This window comes from Halalkalibacter flavus (genome assembly GCF_036663575.1).
Taxonomy (GTDB): Bacteria; Bacillota; Bacilli; order Bacillales; family Bacillaceae_D; genus Halalkalibacter; species Halalkalibacter flavus.
Map to the genome: position 1 here is coordinate 23,113 of NZ_JAWRVK010000004.1, position 19,381 is coordinate 42,493.

The window sequence follows — 19,381 nt, forward strand, 5'->3', positions numbered from 1 at the left end:
AGGACGTGTTTGAGTTGGAGAGACGAGGGAAGCAAACATGGCATTTTGATCAACCTGTATACATACAGGGGGCTGGAACTGCAGTTGGCCCAGAAGAGTTAAAAGGTCCCCTCGGAAGCTGTTTTGATGTGAGCTACGATAATTTGTATGCCGGGCAAGAAAATTGGGAGTTAGCTGAGCGTCAGTTAATGCAAGATGCAGTAGAGGTTGCATTAAAGGAGGCAGAAAAGAAAAGCGAGGAAATGGATTATTTTTTTGCTGGTGATCTACTCAATCAAATTGTTACATCTAATTATTATGCAAGGGAAGTAGATATTCCCTATTTTGGTTTGTTTGCTGCTTGTGCAACAGTTATGGAAGGAGTAGCACTAGCGGCACTTTTTGTAGATACAGGTACAGCAAATTTAACGTTAACTGCCGTAAGCAGTCATAATGCAACTGCTGAGCGTCAATTTCGTTATCCTACTGAATTTGCAGGGCAACGTCCTGATTCATCTACATTTACTGTAACGGGAGCAGGTGCTGTCGTCATTGGTAAAAAGCCTTCTTTGATAAAAGTGACAGATGCAACAATTGGGAAGGTGAGAGATTATGGAATTAAACAGCCTTTTGATATGGGGTCAGCGATGGCGCCAGCTGCTGCAGATACTTTAATTACACATTTAAAAGAGACGAGACGTGATCCATCTTATTATGATGTGATCGTAACAGGTGATCTCTCACGTGTAGGAAGTGGAATATTGCGCAAGCTAGTACAAGATAAGGGAATAACACTTGATCGGTATGAAGATTGCGGTGTGATGATTTATCACCAAGAGCAGCCTGTTTTTTCAGGAGGTAGTGGAGCCGCTTGTCCAGCTGTTGTCACATTTGGACATCTCTTTAAAGAAATGAAAGAAGGCAGGATTAAGCGAATGCTTGTTGTTGCAACAGGAGCGCTATTAAGTCCTTTAATGATCCAACAAAAAGAATCAATTCCAAGTATCGCTCATGCAGTTGCATTTGAACGGGAGGAGTAGGCATGTTTGAGTATCTTGCAGCCTTTGTCGTAGGAGGGTTTATTTGTTTTCTTGGGCAGATGCTGATGGATATTGGCAAGTTGTCCCCGACTCATACTTTAAGCACGCTAGTAGTAGCGGGAGCTTTGCTTGATGGATTTCATTTATATGATCGATTGATTGACTTTGCTGGAGCTGGTGCAACGGTTCCTATTACTAGCTTTGGACATGCTCTTGTTCATGGAGCGATGTCAGAAGGGGACCGCTATGGATTTTTTGGAATTGGTATGGGTGTTTTTGAGGTTACATCAGTCGGAATTTCCTCAACGATTTTGTTCAGTTTTTTAGTAGCAATCTTCTTTAAACCAAAGGGGTGATCAAATAATGGAGAGACGAAAAGTGATACTGATTACAGATGGAGATGAACACGCCAAGCAAGTTGTTGAATTTGTAGCTAAAGAAATAGGCGGGAGATGTATAAGTTACTCATATGGGAATCCTACCCCTATTAGTGGGGAAGAGATCGTCTCTCTCATTATGAAAACTCCTTATGATCCTGTTCTTGTTATGTTTGATGATTGTGGCCAGCGAGATGAGGGAGTCGGAGAAAAGGCGATGCACTTTGTAGCGACTCATCCACAAATAGAAGTACTCGGAGCCATTGCTGTAGCTTCTTCAACCCACTCTAGTGAGTGGACTCATGTAGATATCAGTATAGACAGGTATGGCCATTTAACAGAATTTGGAGTCGATAAGGAAGGAATACCAGATTTAGAAATAGGAAGAATAAATGGCGATACGGTCTATATTTTGGATGAATTAGATATTCCTGTTGTGGTTGGTGTAGGGGACATTGGGAAGATGGCTGGATTTGATGCATTAAAAAGAGGAGCCCCTATTACAAAGCAAGCAGTGGAAATCATTTTGGAACGGAGCGGATATCATGAGTCAAGCACATGAGAAGAAAGAGACCCCGATATCACGAAATATTGTTGAAAATGAGGCTGAGCTGAAAAAAAGACTTGGTTTTGGTACATCGTTTGACGTTGGGGTTCGAACATTAACAGTTCTTGATAAGCATATTCAAATTTACTTTGTTAATGGATTGTGCGACATTCAGTTCATTATTGAACAGATTAGGGAATTGATGCTGTTAGAGTCCCGAGGGAGAGTAAATGAAACGACGAATGTACAACAAGCAATTATAAATCACCTACCCCATGTACAAGTGGAATTCGTTGATAACTTAGAAGATGCGACGACTCAAATGCTTTCCGGTCTTGTTTTCATTCTAGTGGAAGGTGAAGATCGGGCAATTGTCATTGATGTTAGAAGTTACCCAACACGTGGACCAGAAGAACCTGATACAGAACGAGTTGTACGTGGATCTCGTGATGGTTATACGGAGAACATTATTATTAATACAGCTCTTACTCGTCGACGTATTCGAGACGATCGGCTAAGAAATGAAATCATGAGAGTCAGTCAACGATCACAAACGGATATTTGTATTTCCTATATTGATGGGGTAGCGGATCCGAAAATGGTTGAAATTCTAAAAAAAGAATTAAAAGCGATTAACATCGATGGTTTGACAATGTCAGATAAAGTAGTTGAAGAATATATTGTGAAACAAGGATTTAACCCATTTCCTCTCGTTAGATATACAGAGCGACCTGATGTTGCGGCGAATCATTTACTTGAGGGGCATGTACTCATTATGGTCGATACGTCACCAAGTGTAATTATTACACCAACAACATTCTTTCACCATGTTCAACATGCTGAAGAGTATCGCCAAGCACCGTTTATAGGGACAGCTTTACGATGGACACGGTTTATTGGGATTATGTTTTCGTTACTTATTTTACCATTTTGGCTGTTGCTTACGATGAATCCAAATCTATTGCCACCAGCTTTAGATTTTATTGGTCCAAATGAAACGACCAACATTCCTGTATTTTTACAAATACTATTTGCAGAACTTGGAATTGAACTACTGAGGATGGCAGCCATTCATACACCTTCTCCATTAGCTACAGCTCTTGGTTTAGTGGCAGCTCTTTTAATTGGGGAAATCGCGATTGAGGTTGGCTATTTCACACCGGAAGTTATTTTGTATGTAGCGATAGGTGCCATTGGTATGTTTGCAACACCAAGTTATGAATTAGGGGTTGCCTTACGTGCTATTCGAGTGTTCCTACTTGTTGCCGTTGCTGCCTTTAAAGCACCTGGGTTTATAATTGGGATGACCATATTTGTTCTATTCTTAGCATCAATTAAAACATTTGCAAAACCATATTTGTGGCCATTTCTGCCATTTGACCCAGTCTCTGCTTGGCACATACTTGTTCGTTCATCGGTACCATCCATGAGATATCGACCTACTTTTCTTCACCCGCAAGATCCAATCAAGCAAAAATCAGAATAATGTATACAGACCCCGCTTTAGTGAGATAAAGCGGGGTCTGACCCCTACTCCGAGGGGTATATACATAGTCTTGATCAAAACTCGTTATTATGATAAAGTATAGACATTCATTTTTAATTTTCATGACTTAAATATCACTGCAAACTGTAGTGGAGAATAAATGCCATTTAAGCAGCTAGTGTAGTAGCATTAGCTGTTTTTTTATAGGACTAAGGGTTGGTGGGGAAGCTGCCATTTTCAGCGTGAGTCAACTCTGTTGAAACAGATAAAAGGAGAGACCATGGATGTATACACACGGAACGAGTCAAATTAGTGAACAAGGCCATTTAGTAATAGGCGGTGTTAATACAGTTGAACTTGCAAAGCAATATGGAACACCATTATTCGTTTATGATGTTGCACTTATTCGTGAACGCGCTTTGCAATTTCAAGAAGCATTTAAAAAGGAAAATGTCCCATACCAAGTAGCTTATGCGAGTAAAGCATTCAGCTGTATGGCGATGTTCCAACTTGCTGATGAGTTGGGATTAAGCTTGGATGTCGTTTCTGGAGGAGAACTATTTACAGCAATTGAAGCCGGTTTTCCAATGGAGCGTGTACATTTTCACGGCAATAATAAAAGTTTAGAAGAGCTCGAAATGGCTGTTGAAGCTCAAATTGGTTGTGTCGTAGTTGATAATTTTTATGAACTAACTGAATTAAGTCGTATCAGTAAAGAAAAGAATTACAAAATGAATATATTACTTCGAATCACACCAGGGGTCGAAGCTCATACGCATGATTACATTTCAACAGGACAAGAAGATTCAAAGTTTGGCTTTGATCTCGTAAGTGGTCAAGTGCATGAAGCTGTTCAAACTGCTTTTGAAGATGAGTGGTTGAACCTGTTGGGTGTACACAGTCATATCGGTTCTCAAATTTTTGAAACAACGGGCTTTGTCATGGCCGTTGAGAAAATGTTTGAATTAGTAGTTGAGTGGAAAGAGCGCTTTGGCTTTATCCCAACCGTTTTAAATTTAGGCGGTGGCTTTGGAATTCGTTATATTGAAGGAGATACTCCGCTTCCAGCCGGTGAATATGTGACAAAGATGATTGAAGTTGTTAAGCAAAAAGCTGCTGAAGCTAATCTTACGATGCCAGAAATTTGGATTGAACCCGGCCGTTCACTTGTTGGGGATGCAGGGACGACGCTCTATACGATTGGTTCTAAAAAACATATTCCAAATGTTCGAGATTACCTTGCTGTTGATGGTGGAATGAGTGATAACCTTCGTCCAGCATTGTATCAGGCAGAGTATGAAGGAGTTCTAGCAAATCGAGCAAATGAAGAAGCGACTGAAACATTTTCCATTGCAGGTAAATGTTGTGAAAGTGGCGACATGTTAATTTGGGATTTGCCTTTGCCAAAAGCAAACCATGAAGATATTTTAGCTGTATTTTGTACAGGCGCTTATGGTTATGCAATGGCTAATAATTACAACCGAATTCCTCGTCCTGCTGTTGTGTTTGTTGAGGACGGAGAGGCGTTTGAAGTGATTAGACGTGAGCGTTATGAAGATTTAATTCGTTTAGATTTACCACTTGTAAAAAAAGTAGCAAAATAGCTGACTGAATTTAAAGGAGACTGCCAACATTACAGGTTGACAGTCTTCTTTTTGTCCGGAACAAAAGCGGAAATGCTCCGTTCGCTACTCAGCTTGCGAGAAAAGACCCAGTCCTTACAAGGAGTATAAAAAGATATAGAGATTCCGGTTATTGCTTAGGGGGTGCCCAAAAGTCTATTTTTGACTTTTGACACCCCCTAATACTCGTTTAATCAGTCATACCACCCAAAAGGAGCACAAGAGTTAGCAATATTTAATTCAGGCTCTAAAATAATGGAGTCTTGAATGTCATTCCCTTCTATGATAGATAGAAGGGCTTCATTAATTTGCTTGGCAATTCTAGTTACAGGTACACCTACAGTAGATAACGTTACCTCTAAGTTGTCTGACTGTGGAATATTGTCATAGCTAATAATAGAGAGATCCTTTGGCACGTGAAGAGCCAGCTCGCTAGTTGCTCGAAGAATCCCACGTGTTAAATCATAGCTCCCGCTAATTATGGCTGTTATATCCGTATTATTTGATAGTAAAGTTTTTGCAGCATGAAATCCGTCATGAACTTCTAGACCATTAGTAGGGATTACTAAGTCAGGTAATTCGGAAGCTCGTTTAACGTTCATCGCTTCAAAAAAACCGATTGCTTTCTCTTTTTGAAGAGGATCAACGTCTGATAAGTCACCTATAAAAGCAATTTTCTTATGACCAATTTCTTGTAAGTAATTCACAGCTAATTTAATTGCCTTTCTTCGATTGACATCAATCGTTGGATACGTTGAGTTTTCTTTCAGTCCGTAATAAAGAATCGGAACGGTTGTCTGAATAGAAGAGTCACTAAGAACGGTTTTATTTTCTCCGAAAACTAAGATAGCGTCTACTTGAAACCGGTTGAATGTAGCAATCGCTGATTCAACTTTGTTAATAGACAAAAGTGTTGTATAGGATTTTTCTTCTAAAAGGTCGTTTATTTTTGTAATCAAAATTGACGGGGCAATTCTTTCGACACTTGGCCAAACGACTCCGATTGTAAACGACTTTTTTTGCACAAGGCTTCTTGCCGCTACGTTCGGTTGATACCCTAATTCTTCTGCTATTTTCATAATTTTTATTTTCGTCGGTTTTTTCACTAATGGACTGTCTCTTAAAGCCTTTGATACCGTTGAGTAGCTTACTCCTGCATGCTTGGCTATATCCTTTATTGTTATCCCCATAGTCTGCCTCCAATTAAAATTACAACGTTGTTAATCTATTTACTTATTATATCAAAGTAAAGTAAGATTTATAAGTGAAACGTACGAGTTGGAATTAAAGTGAGGAGTATGAGTATGATTCAGACTATAAATCAGCATTTAGAAAAAGCGATGCCCTTTATAACACCAAGTAGTGTCGTGTTAGGTTTGGTTTTATCCAATTACATTCAGTCGTGGGTTGTTTTCGTTCCATGGGTTTTTGCCTTTATTACTTTAGCGAGTAGCATTGGGGTAAGAATAGAAAAGATTAAGACTGCGATCGTACACCCTAAACCGATTTTTCTCTCACTGGGGATCATTCAACTTCTAATGCCATGTATTGCTTTTCTGTTAGGACATTTGTTTTTTCCAAGTGATTATTTAACCGTTGTAGGATTAATTATTGCCTTTATTATTCCAACAGGAGTAATTAGTTTGATGTGGGTTTCGATTTATAAAGGAAATTCCTCTGTTTCATTATTAATTGTCTTAGTGAACACACTTTTAGCCCCATTTGTTATCCCATTTTCTCTGCACCTGTTTGTTGGTGCGAGCATTGACATTAATACATGGAGTTTAATGTCGAATTTGTTTTTAATGATTGTTATTCCATCGTTATTAGGGATTGCTTTAAATTATATTCCAGCGCTAAAGACGAAAGATGTGAAAGGGACACTCGCTCCTTTTTCTAAACTGGGCTTATTTTTTGTTATTGCCGTTAATAGTTCCGTAGCAGCTCCTGTTTTAGGCTTTAATTGGAAACTTATCTCTATTGCAATGATTGTTTTTTGTATCGCGTCACTAGGTTACTTACTTGGTGTCGTTTTAGGGAGGCTCTTAAGATTTGAAAACGATGTAATCATAAGTTTATTGTTTAATAGTGGGATGAGAAATATAAGTGTCGGGGCGACTATAGCTATTTTATATTTTCCAGCTCCTGTTTCCGTACCTATTGTCCTCGGAACGCTTTTTCAACAAACGCTGGCAGCATTTTATGGTCGGATTCTTTCAAATTATTTACAGAAGAAAGAGCAAGATCAAAAGCAGTATAAGTTAGTAAATTAATTTTTTCTTAATTGATATTTACCGTCCCCTTTTATAAAATTAAAATAACAACGTTGTTATTTTTCTTGAACTCTATGAAAATAATAAAAAGGAGGTCAATATGAGCTCAAATTATCTTTTAGTTAATAAGGCTGATAATGTAGTTGTCACACTTAAAAATTATGAAGCTGGGGAGACCTTGCAATTTGAAGATAGAAACATTCCTTTAAAGGTTGCTATTCCAACAGGACATAAAGTGGCGATAGCAACAATAGAAAAGGATCAAGATATAAGGAAGTATGGATTTCCAATTGGGCATGCAACAGAAACAATTGAAGTGGGGGATTGGGTTCATACTCATAACACGAAAACGAATTTATCAGGAACATTAGAATATACGTTTACTCCAAACGAAACCTCTCAGTCAATTAGTCAAGCAGAGCAACGAACGTTTAAAGGTTATGTTCGAGCAAATGGCGAGGTTGGAATTCGAAATGAAATTTGGGTTATAAACACAGTAGGTTGTATTAATAAAACGGCGGAGCTTTTGGCGAAGATGGCTGATAGTCAGTACAGGGGCGAGGGCATTGACGGTGTATATCATTACCCGCATCTGTTTGGCTGTTCCCAACTTGGGGATGACCTTCACAATACGCAGAAGATATTAAGTAATCTCGTACATCATCCTAATGCTGCAGGTATTCTAGTACTTGGTTTAGGTTGTGAGAACAATCATATTGCTGAATTCAAAAAAGTGATTGGTGATTTTGATGAGAACAAAGTGAGATTTTTAAGCGTACAAGAAGCTGATGATGAGTTAGAGGAAGGGTTAGAACTACTTGATGAGATTGTTTCCTATGCAAAAACGTTCACACGTGAAGAAGTACCTGTATCAAAATTAAAGGTCGGTTTGAAATGTGGAGGCTCTGACGGCTTTTCAGGAATTACAGCGAACCCACTTGTAGGGTCCTTTTCGGATAAATTAATCGAACACGGAGGTACATCGATTTTAACAGAAGTACCTGAAATGTTTGGAGCAGAAACACTTCTCATGAACCGGGCAAAAAATGAAAAGGTTTTCAGTATGATTGTTGATTTAGTCAATGACTTTAAAGAATACTTTATTAAGCATGAGCAAGTAGTCTATGAAAATCCGTCACCAGGTAATAAAAAAGGCGGTATTACAACGTTAGAAGAAAAGTCACTAGGCTGTGTTCAAAAAGGAGGATTCTCTCCTGTCAACGATGTATTGCCATACGGAGGACGCGTAACGGAGCCTGGGCTGAATTTAGTTCAAGGACCTGGGAATGATCTTGTATCGGTTACGGCGTTAGCAGCCTCAGGAGCACATATCGTCATTTTTACAACAGGAAGAGGAACTCCGTTTGGTGGACCTGTTCCAACAGTAAAAATGTCAACGAACAGTAAGCTCTTTGAGAAGAAGAAAAACTGGATTGACTTCAATGCTGGTGAACTTATTTATGGAAAAGAAATGGATGAACTGACAGATGAATTGTTTGATTACATCATTGAATTAGCTTCAGGAGACGTTCGTACTAATAATGAAAAGAACGGATTTAAAGAGATTTCCATCTTTAAAGATGGTGTCATTTTATAATTCTTTTTCGCAAACTCAACTAAGGAGTGATTTTTAATTGGAACAATTAAGCCTTTCAATAAAATTAGAAAACCTTTCTGCTCAAGTAACATATGAAAATCAAGATCACTTGCCAGAAAAAATTGTTCAATTTGGAGAGGGGAATTTTTTAAGAGGATTTGTGGATTGGATGATTCATGAATTAAATAAACAAGGGTTGTTTAATGGGAAAGTGGTAGCGATACAGCCAACACCTTACGGGAAAGTTGTACCAAAGCTTAATGCTCAGGATGGGTTATACACTCTTGCTCTAAGAGGGATTGAAAATGGGCAGATCGTGGAACGTAACGAAATTATTTCATCGATCTCTAGAGGTATTAATCCATATAGCAATTGGGACGAAGTTTTAAAGGTAGCAGAATCACCCGACATTCAGTTTGTTTTTTCTAATACAACTGAAGCCGGCCTTACCTACTTAGAAGAAACATATGATAAGCAAAAATCGCCTTTATCTTTTCCTGGAAAGGTTACAGCCTTTTTGTACCATCGTTATAAGGTGATGAACACAAAGCCTGAGGCAGGTTTAGTCTTAATCCCGTGCGAATTAGTAGAAGGAAATGGTGACGTACTAAAAGAGCTTGTTCTACGATATGCAAAAGAATGGAATATGCCTAAGGAGTTTATTACTTGGGTCAACAATCATAATCAGTTTTGCAATACATTAGTCGACCGGATTGTGACAGGATATCCTAAAGACAATGTTGAGGAGTATAGAGACCTTCTTGGGTATGAAGATGTTCTTTTAACAGCCGGAGAACCGTACCATTTATTTGCCATTGAGGCAGGGGAGGATGTGGCAGAGCGCTTACCGTTTCATCAAGCTGGTTTAAATGTGAAATGGGGTCCGATTACGCCATATCGTGAATTAAAAGTTCGGTTATTAAATGGCCCTCATACAATGATGTTTTCGGTTTGTTACCTATCTGGTGTTGATACCGTCTTAGAAGCGATACAGGATCCTGATTTAGGTGAATTTGTGAAAAACGGTATGATTGAGGAGATCTTTCCTACTGTGAAGATGGATGAGAAGGAAAAGAGATTGTTTGTTGAATCAGTCATAGAAAGATTTGAAAACCCATATAACAAGCATTTTTTAACGGATATCGGTATGAATGCTGTTTATAAATACAAATCAAGACTCATTCCTTCTATGTTGGATTATATAAAGCAAACAAAGAAGTTGCCGCAATCGATATTGTTTTCACTAGCAGCTCTCATTGTCTATTATCGTCCTGATCGAAATGATGGAGATTTTCTAATTGGACGACGGGGCAATGACGAATATACGATTCGTGATAATAAAGAAGCACTTTCGGCGTTAACAAAAGCGTGGGAGCAATTTGAGAATGACGGTGCAGATGTTTCCCGCTTAACAGCGTCGGTATTAGAAGATGAAGAGCTTTGGGGTATAAAATTAAATGAAATAGAAGGACTTAACGAATTGGTTGCAAGTAATGTATCAAGCATATTACTGTATGGCATGAAGAAAAGTGTAAGGAAACTTGCTAAAGCAGCTACAAAATAAGCAACTATTGACAAAAATAACAACGTTGGCATTGTGACGTTATTGAATTGGAGGAAGCGATGAGTTTATTGGAACAGATTACAGAAAGTGGAATCGTTGCAGTAATACGTGGTTCAAAGCCCGAAAATATTGTTGAAATAGGTAAAGCGTTAAGGGAAGGGGGCGTTAAGGCCCTTGAAATTACAGTGGAAACACCAAGAGCCATGTCAATTATCGAGAAAGTAGCAATAGAGCTTGAGAATGATGATGTGATCGTAGGGGCGGGGACTGTCTTAGATCCAGAAACGGCACGAGCAGCCATTTTATCTGGAGCAAGATTTGTTTTTTCTCCAACGGTTAATGCAGAAACAATTAAGCTGTCTAAGCGATATGGCGTACTAAGTATTCCTGGTGCCTTTACTCCGACAGAGATTTTGACTGCTTATGAAAATGGTGCTGATCTAATAAAAGTGTTCCCAGCAAATACTGTTGGACCTTCATATATAAAAAATATTAAAGGTCCGTTACCTCATATTCCATTAATGGTGACAGGAGGCATTGATTTAGCGAATGCGGCCGATTACATTAAAGCGGGTGCAGTAGGCCTAGGTGTTGGGAGTACCCTTGTACCAGCTACGATTAATGAGGAGGCACTTCATTCTATAACGGATAAGGCTAAGAAATTTGTGGAAACTGTCAAGCTAGCAAGAGAGTAAGAGATATATGGTAAAGCTGTTGAGAAAATATTTTCAACAGCTTTTTGATTAGAGGTTGGACAATATCAATAGCTCAAATTATTCATAAAATGTTTACGTTAATCATTTCAATTTCACATTGGAATCTGAATCGTGTACAATAAAGTGAATCTAAATCAAATTGGAGGCTATACATATGAAAAAAGGTTCTATTTCGTTTGAAAATGGTGAAAAGCTCGTTATTGAATTTTATCCAGAAGCTGCACCAGGTCACGTTGAAAATTTTGAAAAGCTAGCGAATGAAGGGTTCTATAACGGATTAACTTTCCACCGTGTTATTCCAGGGTTTGTAGCTCAAGGTGGCTGCCCAGTTGGAAATGGTACTGGAGGTCCTGGTTACACAATCAAATGTGAAACACAAGGTAATCCACATAAGCATGTTGCAGGTGCTCTTTCTATGGCACATGCAGGAAAAGATACGGGCGGTAGCCAATTCTTCATCGTGCATGAGCCGCAACCTCATTTAGATGGTGTGCATACAGTATTTGGACAAGTTGTAGAAGGTCTTGATTCTGTATACCGTATTAAACAAGGCGATACGATGCAAGAAGTAAAAGTTTGGGATGAAGAGTAATACGTGAGAATTAGGGGCAGACTAGGGAAGCCACAAAAAAAGGTAAAATTCAACCTTTTTCTACGGCTCGATTAAGTAGCAATGGCTCCGCACGCTGCAAGCCTGCTATGAGAAAATCACTCATGGTAGGCTTTTTTTAAAAAATAGCAGCGGCTTCGCACATTGCTTAGAGGGCACTGAAAAAGGGAAAAACACCCTTTTTCAGTGCCCTCCAGACTAGGTCTGCCTTTTTTATTTTGCTTTTTTAGAAGAAAAGGAAGAAAGGAGATTAGGGATGGAACATCGAACGGTTGATGTGACAATTGTCGGCGGTGGACCTGGTGGTTTAAGCGCGGCATTAGTGCTTGGCAGATCATGTAGAAGCGTTGTGTTGATTGATTCAGGACATCCTAGAAATGAAGTAACATATGAATCCCACGGATTCCTAACACGTGACGGAATTAAACCCTTTGAGCTGAGAGAAATAGCTCTTGAACAGATGAAAAAGTATGACAAAGTGACGATTATAGACGATCTAGTTGAAGATGTTAAAAATGATAATACTCGTTTTAAAACAACGACACGAACAGGGAGAATCATCTCTAGTCGAAAAATCATTTTTGCCACTGGATTAAAGGAACACTTACCAATGATTCGCGGGTTAGAACAAACGTATGGAAAATCGGTTTTTTCATGTCCTTATTGTGACGGGTGGGAGCATCGTGACTTACCTCTTGCTGTTATTGGAAATCAAAAAGATCTCATTCACTATATCCGTTTGATCTATAATTGGAGTCAAGATTTACTCGTCGCCACGAATGGGCCGGCCGAACTTAAAGAAATAGAAAAAAAAGAGGTTGCCGAACACGGTATCCGCTTAATCGAAACAGAAATAAGAGAAATAACTTCTACAGATGGTTTATTAAAGGAATTTGTCTTTACGGACGGCGAAACGATTAACAGAAAAGCGGCTTTTATCGTTAATACAGGTGCTGAACAAGCGACAATGCTTCCGGAAAAACTTGGTGTAACCCTAGCAAAAAATGGAGCATTTGAAACAAAGGAACATGGCAAGACTAGTGTAAATGGCCTCTACATTATTGGCGATGCAGCAAAACGATTTACTGGGTTAATGGGAGCGGCAGCCGAAGGGTATGAAACAGGCGTAAATATGAATCATGAATTTGTTGAGGAAGATTGGCTGAAAAAGTAAATAAAGATCATGTGCCTGCATCTTGGTTGCAGGCTTATTTAAGTATAAAGATGGAAAAACGTAATAAATATTTGTTAAATGCACCTTCGTTATCTACAAAGCTTGAGGAGTTGGTACGAATTGAAACCTTTGATAGGAATTTCAACATCAGAAGATAATAAGGAGAGTATGCTTTCTCACCAATATGTAAAAGCAGTGACAAACGCAGGAGGAATCCCGGTCGTTCTTCCAAATATTGTTGAACATAATTCACTTGAGTCACTTGTAGAGCTTCTTGATGGACTCCTTCTTTCGGGTGGTGGTGACATTGATCCAACATTGTTTGGGGAAGAGCCTCATCCTAAACTTGGGTTAATACGTCCTAATCGAGATAAATTTGAAATGCACATGATTAAGGAGTTTTTAATAAGAGATAAACCAATTTTAGCAATTTGCAGAGGTTGTCAAATATTGAATATCGCTGTTGGCGGAGACATGTTCCAAGATATCTATAGTCAAATAAACAAGGACCTTCTCCAACACACACAACTTGCACCGATGACGCATGGATCTCATTATGTCCATGTGAAGGATGGATCTTTGTTACACCAAATTACAGATATGTTGAAGTTTAAAGTTAATAGCTACCATCATCAAGCAAATCGAAAAGTCGCAGCCAATTTTCAACTTAGTGCAACCGCTAGTGACGGAATAATTGAGGCAATTGAAAGTAAAGTACACTCTTTTGTATTAGGGCTCCAATGGCATCCTGAAGGAATGTTACCAAATGGGGATAATGATAATTATGCACATGTAATCTTTGAATCTTTTTTACAAGCATGTAAGAATTAAAAGGTGTTCTGGGTTGGTCCTAAATACTTTTTGTTTTTAAGCTCTACTTTTTAGGTGGTCGTTCTTATTCAATATTGGTGCTACGAATAAATAAATTTTGCATATTGTAGAGTCAATAAAGCGTTTGATATAATTAATTTAAATTATTAAGTAGTTATTTATAACCATATTCCACTTTTGCTTCAACATAAGACCCGCCAATACTGTATTCATATGTTAAACGTATAAAATGACATATTTAGTTAATAATAAAAAGATCTATCAATTATTTGACAACGTTGGACAGTCCTAATTTTGAAGTAGGACTGTCTTTTTTCAGTGATACTTTAAGAAAGTTGGTGCAAGATGAGCAAATACCGATATGCTGAGTATTGGAAGGAAAAAGCAAAGAGTGGCGATAAATGGTTATCTCCGTCAACACAAATATATAAACAAAATGATTTAATTTTTGTAGGACAGATTTTGAATATTTATTCAGGACAACAGGAGTCAATTCGACTACTGTTTCCAAACATTAAAGCTGTAACAGGATTCCTACAATATATCTTTTTGCCAACGGCCTTCATAGGATATTTTATGATCCATGAAATGGATCCGAAGACAATTATGCTAGGTGATGGAACGTTCTCTTCGTTAATTGACCAATTGCCACTACGGGAACAATTTGAACCTAATACAAAAGAAACGATGCAAGAAGTATTATCTTTCGTGCAAACGGCCTGGACAAAAGATGATGAAACAGCCTTTTTTCAATTAGAAAAAGCTTTAAGGTTGCTTGAATCTATTAATGTTGAACATGTTGTTACATCTTTTAATATCCTTCGCTCTCCAAGTGGACTAGCCAGTTGGTTAGTGAATGAATATGAAAATGAGCCAGTTTTAGGAATCAACTCACTTGAAGAAGAAGTGAACATGAATGTTAGTGAGTTTCTTCAATTAAGTCGAGATGCGGAATCACAACCTTTTCAATCAAAGCGTTTTTTTCATACATTAGACAGTGTAATGATTTTGTAAGCTATAACTTTTCTTGAAAATGTTAAAAAAGGTGCTCATATACCCAATCATTCCGTGTCATTTCTCCATATGGTAATACCATATCGAAAAACTTTGGAGGAGATTTGAAGATGACACAAAAGAAAAAGCCTTTAGAGCAATTACAGCCGTTAGCAGAGCGTAGAAGTCCTATGCCGCTACAGCCTCTTCATGACAGAAAAGAACCAAAACCAACTAAGCCGATTGAGGATGTAAAAAAGCCAATTGATGATTGTAAGCCTGACGATAAGAAGAAAATTCCTGATAAAAAGAAACCTGAAAAGCCGGTCGAAGATAAGAAAGAAGAGCCAAAGAAAAAAGAAATAGTTGACCCTTGGGCAAGACTTTTGTTTGGGCCTCCTAGAAAAGTAGAATCAAGTCCTGATGAGGATGATAAGCCCCGTAGAGGATTTTCTTGGATTTAAGTGTAGTGCAGGTTGCTTGCAGAAATCATACAAATAAATAGCAACGAGGAAAAAGGGGTAGTGAGGTGCGAATACTATCCCTTCTTGGGTTACTGTTTTAATTAGAAAATCCTTTTTAATTAGTCTGAAAACACATTCAGGATAATTCTAAAAAAACAATTAATTAACCCAAACAAGTTGAAAGTAAATTGCATATAGTACCAAGAATAGCAGTTAAGTTTTGCTATTTGACCTAACGTAAAGGGGGTGTTACGCATGTCAGGATTTGCACACGGAGGTGGCTTTGCGTTAATCGTTGTATTGTTCATCTTGTTAGTTATTATCGGATGTGCTTGCGCAGGGTACGGTTACTAAAATGAGTTTTAAATGATGAAAGAATGACTGTCTCAAAACGTTTTGAACGGTTTTGGGGCAGTTCTTCGTTACTAGACGGAGAATTTATATATACAATGGTCGGCTAAATGTTTAACCGAACATACATACAGTAATCCCAAATAAGGTTGTGGTTTCATTGGAGGCACGTCATAAGGATGCGGAGGTCATATCAGAGGTGGAGCTACATAGCGCAGAGCAAGCGGACTGTATTATCAACCAGAGGGAGTGTCAGATCAAATTAACAAAAATGTGGTCACGTGATACAGTTTGGTTTGACGAAGATCTGGCCAATTTACTTGAGATGTCAACTAAATTATGAGGCTATTCTTATAAGATGATGATTAGTGGAGCTGGACATGATGCACAATGTGTATAGACAATTGCGCCAGCTGTGTTAAAGATCTTAATAATTAGAAAATAAACGTTTATGTAAACATACACAAATCCTTAAGGGGAGATGTGTATGTTTCCTACTAATCACAGGATTATTTGCAGTCTTTATTTCTTCTTTTTCTTGTTTTTCTTCTTTTTCTTCTTCTTTTTGTCTGTTGAATCAAGAATTTTATCACTTTCTTCGTTGTTTTGACTAAGAGTTTCAGGGTTAGCTAGATCATGTTGTTCATCTTGACTAAGAGTGGCATGGCCTTTAAGTTCAGATTCCTTAGGAAGGGTATCGCCTGCTAATTTCTCTTGTTTCCTTTTTTGTAATTTTACCAAACAGAGTTCCATGAATTTTTTATTGAAATCTTCTACTAAATTAACATCTACATTAAGTTTATCTAGGTCAATTCCTAGATCATATTCAAATTCTAATTTTTCCTTTTTCATTATTATTCCTCCTTATGTCCTTTCCGCTATTAGTCTATGCAATTTGTCTAATGGAGGAAAGGGTGTTTGTCTTTATGTGAAACACCTATTTTTTATAAATAATCACAATTGACGAACTGGATGAATGAATATAGTTTGTGATAATCACTAAATAATAGGGTGTCTTGTAATTTACCTAATGAAACTCTTTAGTAAGAGGATGCTTTAGAATGATATAGAGTATAATTAGTAATAAGATTACAGAAGGTTGTTCCTAGAGTAACAGCTTAATGACAATGCAATTTAGGAGATAGAACGATGTGGGAATTAATATTAGTCATGCTTGAGCGTTTAGGAATCATTGTTACAGTGGCTTTTGTTATGACTCGGTTTAAGTTTGTACGTCACTTAATCGAAAGGCGTGAAATTTCCAAAAGATCAAGAATGAGTGTCATTGCTATTTTTGGGTTATTTGGAATTATTGGTACATATACAGGACTGAAGATTAACCCTGAACAAGCTACGTATTTCCGCTGGGTAATCGATTTGGGAGATGGTGAAGCGATTGCAAATTCCCGTGTGATAGGGGTTGTTGTAGCAGGGCTATTAGGTGGGTGGAAAGTTGGAGTGGGAGCAGGAGTAATTGCAGGAGCTCACCGTTATTTACTAGGTGGCTTTACAGGTTTTGCCTGTGGGGTGTCGACAATTATTGCCGGGGCAATTGCAGGCTATTTTTATAAAAAGAAAAAAAACACTCGAATCATCTCCTTACAAACAGCATTAATTGTAGGAATGCTCGCAGAAGCAGTTCAAATGGGAGTCATTTTATTACTTGCACGCCCTTATGATCGTGCCTTGTTATTAGTTCAGGATATTGGTGTTCCGATGATCGTTGCAAATGGGATTGGGACAGCTATTTTTATTTTAATTATACGTAATGTCATCCAAGAAGAAGAGAGAATGGGCTCCATTCAAGCTCAAAAGGCATTAAAGTTAGCAGATTTAACATTGAAGTATTTACGGAAAGGATTAACGGAACAATCTGCTTTCCCTACGTGTCAAATTTTATTAAAAGAAATCCGAGTTGATGCCGTTTCTATTACCAATCACGAAAAAATCCTTGCATTTGCAGGTGTAGGGGAGGATCATCATCTACCTAATAAAAAGGTACAGACCGTTGCAACAAAGCGAGTCTTAAAAGATGGGAAGCTTGTCATTGCCAAACAGGAGGAAATAGATTGCGGGGAAAATCACTGCTTGTTACAAGCTGCAATTATTGCCCCTTTAAAAATCAAGGAACAAACGATTGGCACGTTAAAATTTTACTTCAAGAATGAAAAAGGTCCTTCCCCAACAACCATTGAATTAAGCAAAGGGTTGTCAACATTATTAAGTCATCAGCTTGAACTCTCTGAAGTAGAACGTCATTTGGAGCTCGCTAAGCAAGCTGAGATTAAAGCTTTACAGGCCCAGGTCAGTCCTCATTTTTTATTTAACGCTTTAAACACTATTGTTGCTTTAGTAAGAACTGATCCTATGAAAGCGAGAAAACTGTTAATTTCACTTTCGCATTTTTTTAGACAAAATTTAGCTGGAACGACTGCGACTGAAACCTCTTTAGAAGAAGAAATTAAACATGTGAAAGCTTATTTAGAAATTGAGCAAACTCGTTTTTCGGATAAATTGTCTGTTCAGTATGAGATTGATGATGAGGCACTAATTGGCAGGGTACCGCCAATGACGTTACAACCAATTGTAGAAAATGCCATTAAGCATGGATTAAAGAAACTGCAACAGGATAGTCTTCTATCTATTATTGTAAAGAAGCAGAAAGATGTAGTGTGCATCTTAATTTGTGATAACGGGACAGGAATAGAGGCTGGGCGAATACAAGAACTAGGAAATGAAAAGGTGACGTCCAAAACAGGTACAGGGATAGGGTTAGCTAATATTAATAGAAGGTTAGAGATGATGTATGGGAGTGAATCGACACTACGCATTGATAGTGATCTTGGAAAAGGCACAACCGTTTCATTTTCAATACCGGTAAAAAGAAGAGAGGTGCGCAATTGAAAAAAACATTAAAAATTGTCATTATTGATGATGAACCCTATAGTCGTGATGAGTTAACCTTTCTCTTAAATCAATATGAAGAAGTGGAGATTGTTGGCGAAGCCGATTCCGGGGAAAAAGGACTAGAAGTTGTCATGCGAAAAGAGCCTGATGTTGTATTTATAGATATCGAAATGCCACAAATGTCTGGCTTAGATTTAGCTAAAGCACTACAAAATATGAAGCACGTTCCATTAATTGTTTTTGCAACCGCATATGCTGATTATGCTGTAAAAGCTTTTCGTGTTCAAGCACTAGACTACTTAGTTAAACCGTTTGATGATGAACAAATAGATGAAGTGTTAAAACGAATGAAGGAACGACTCATTGCATCCTCAAATGGAGCAGAACTAACTGCAGGTGTAGGTAAATTAGCAGTAGAAGATGAAGGGCGAATTGTTTATCTTTCTCCTAAAGATATTGCTTATCTGTTTCGGGAAGATCGCGAAACAATGATCTGCGCCAATGAGAGAAAATATAGTTCAAGGACGCCAATTAAAGATTTAGAAGAGAAATTAAAAGGGTACCCCTTTTTCCGAACTCACAAAAGTTACTTAGTGAATTTAGACAAAATTGAAGAGTTAATCCCTTGGTTCAATGGTGCATATCAATTAAAAGTGATTGGGCAAAAAGAAGAAATTCCAGTTAGTCGAAATTATGTAAAGGCGCTAAGAGAGCGTCTAGAGTTGTGATATCCATTAAGGTGAATGCATAATGTGGGGTGCATTCATCTTTTTTATTATTTTGAACAACTTTTATTGCATGTGGGACATTATTTTAAACATGTTAGTCACTATTTTAAACACGTTATCAT

19 protein-coding genes are annotated in these 19,381 nt (G+C 38.0%); 17 read left to right on the forward strand and 2 right to left on the reverse strand.

Annotation, left to right across the window (positions count from 1 at the left end; genetic code table 11):
• Positions 1–14: 14 nt before the first annotated feature.
• The 5 genes from spoVAD to lysA all read left to right on the forward strand — a co-directional run bounded on the left by spoVAD (position 15) and on the right by lysA (position 5,033).
• Entirely contained in the window at positions 15–1,019 is a 1,005-nt protein-coding gene (spoVAD, locus tag SAY88_RS03770) for a stage V sporulation protein AD (protein WP_332629418.1), read from the forward strand.
• 2 nt (positions 1,020–1,021) lie between these two features.
• Positions 1,022–1,375: a stage V sporulation protein AE gene (gene spoVAE / locus SAY88_RS03775; protein WP_250097118.1), complete on the forward strand. Its 354-nt coding sequence runs from the start codon at positions 1,022–1,024 to the stop codon at positions 1,373–1,375.
• A gap of 7 nt (positions 1,376–1,382) precedes the next feature.
• The gene (gene spoVAEA / locus SAY88_RS03780; protein ID WP_332629420.1) at positions 1,383–1,958 is read left to right on the forward strand and encodes a stage V sporulation protein SpoVABEA; all 576 of its coding nucleotides are present in this window, start codon (positions 1,383–1,385) and stop codon (positions 1,956–1,958) included.
• A complete protein-coding gene (locus tag SAY88_RS03785) occupies positions 1,942–3,429 on the forward strand; it encodes a spore germination protein (protein ID WP_332629422.1) in 1,488 nt (495 codons plus the stop codon). Before spoVAEA ends, SAY88_RS03785 begins: the two co-directional genes overlap by 17 nt.
• 284 nt (positions 3,430–3,713) lie before the next feature.
• Entirely contained in the window at positions 3,714–5,033 is a 1,320-nt protein-coding gene (gene lysA, locus SAY88_RS03790) for a diaminopimelate decarboxylase (protein WP_332629423.1), read from the forward strand.
• Between the two features lie 212 nt (positions 5,034–5,245).
• Here lysA and SAY88_RS03795 read toward each other — a convergent pair whose 3' ends face one another.
• A complete protein-coding gene (locus SAY88_RS03795; protein ID WP_332629424.1) occupies positions 5,246–6,241 on the reverse strand; it encodes a LacI family DNA-binding transcriptional regulator in 996 nt (331 codons plus the stop codon).
• A 114-nt stretch (positions 6,242–6,355) separates the two neighbouring features.
• Between SAY88_RS03795 and SAY88_RS03800 the strand changes: the two genes are divergently transcribed.
• The 10 genes from SAY88_RS03800 to SAY88_RS03845 all read left to right on the forward strand — a co-directional run bounded on the left by SAY88_RS03800 (position 6,356) and on the right by SAY88_RS03845 (position 15,627).
• The gene (locus SAY88_RS03800) at positions 6,356–7,324 is read left to right on the forward strand and encodes a bile acid:sodium symporter family protein (RefSeq protein ID WP_332629426.1); all 969 of its coding nucleotides are present in this window, start codon (positions 6,356–6,358) and stop codon (positions 7,322–7,324) included.
• A 100-nt stretch (positions 7,325–7,424) separates the two neighbouring features.
• Entirely contained in the window at positions 7,425–8,921 is a 1,497-nt protein-coding gene (locus SAY88_RS03805; RefSeq protein WP_332629428.1) for a UxaA family hydrolase, read from the forward strand.
• 37 nt (positions 8,922–8,958) lie between these two features.
• Positions 8,959–10,485 (forward strand): tagaturonate reductase, encoded by a 1,527-nt coding sequence (locus tag SAY88_RS03810; RefSeq protein ID WP_332629429.1) that lies wholly within the window; start codon positions 8,959–8,961, stop codon positions 10,483–10,485.
• A 59-nt stretch (positions 10,486–10,544) separates the two neighbouring features.
• Positions 10,545–11,180, forward strand: a complete 636-nt coding sequence (locus SAY88_RS03815; RefSeq protein ID WP_332629431.1) for a bifunctional 4-hydroxy-2-oxoglutarate aldolase/2-dehydro-3-deoxy-phosphogluconate aldolase — start codon at positions 10,545–10,547, stop codon at positions 11,178–11,180.
• A gap of 175 nt (positions 11,181–11,355) precedes the next feature.
• Entirely contained in the window at positions 11,356–11,793 is a 438-nt protein-coding gene (locus SAY88_RS03820; protein ID WP_332629432.1) for a peptidylprolyl isomerase, read from the forward strand.
• Between the two features lie 274 nt (positions 11,794–12,067).
• Complete coding sequence (locus tag SAY88_RS03825) at positions 12,068–12,985, forward strand: NAD(P)/FAD-dependent oxidoreductase (protein WP_332629433.1); 918 nt, start codon at positions 12,068–12,070, stop codon at positions 12,983–12,985.
• A gap of 120 nt (positions 12,986–13,105) precedes the next feature.
• Entirely contained in the window at positions 13,106–13,816 is a 711-nt protein-coding gene (locus SAY88_RS03830; RefSeq protein WP_332629434.1) for a gamma-glutamyl-gamma-aminobutyrate hydrolase family protein, read from the forward strand.
• Between the two features lie 345 nt (positions 13,817–14,161).
• A complete protein-coding gene (locus SAY88_RS03835) occupies positions 14,162–14,830 on the forward strand; it encodes a hypothetical protein (protein ID WP_332629435.1) in 669 nt (222 codons plus the stop codon).
• A gap of 110 nt (positions 14,831–14,940) precedes the next feature.
• Positions 14,941–15,273, forward strand: coding sequence for a hypothetical protein (locus tag SAY88_RS03840; RefSeq protein ID WP_332629436.1), 333 nt, complete (start codon positions 14,941–14,943; stop codon positions 15,271–15,273).
• Positions 15,274–15,528: 255 nt separating this feature from the next.
• On the forward strand, positions 15,529–15,627 hold the full coding sequence (locus SAY88_RS03845) for a YjcZ family sporulation protein (protein WP_332629437.1): 99 nt from the start codon (positions 15,529–15,531) through the stop codon (positions 15,625–15,627).
• 519 nt (positions 15,628–16,146) lie between these two features.
• On the opposite strand, the gene SAY88_RS03850 is transcribed toward SAY88_RS03845, so the two are convergent.
• On the reverse strand, positions 16,147–16,476 hold the full coding sequence (locus tag SAY88_RS03850) for a hypothetical protein (RefSeq protein WP_332629439.1): 330 nt from the start codon (positions 16,474–16,476) through the stop codon (positions 16,147–16,149).
• Positions 16,477–16,773: 297 nt separating this feature from the next.
• On the opposite strand from SAY88_RS03850, the gene SAY88_RS03855 reads away from it, so the two are divergent.
• Complete coding sequence (locus SAY88_RS03855) at positions 16,774–18,528, forward strand: sensor histidine kinase (RefSeq protein ID WP_332629440.1); 1,755 nt, start codon at positions 16,774–16,776, stop codon at positions 18,526–18,528.
• Positions 18,525–19,259, forward strand: coding sequence for a LytR/AlgR family response regulator transcription factor (locus SAY88_RS03860; RefSeq protein ID WP_332629442.1), 735 nt, complete (start codon positions 18,525–18,527; stop codon positions 19,257–19,259). The genes SAY88_RS03855 and SAY88_RS03860 overlap by 4 nt, the downstream gene beginning before the upstream one ends.
• Positions 19,260–19,381: the final 122 nt, after the last annotated feature.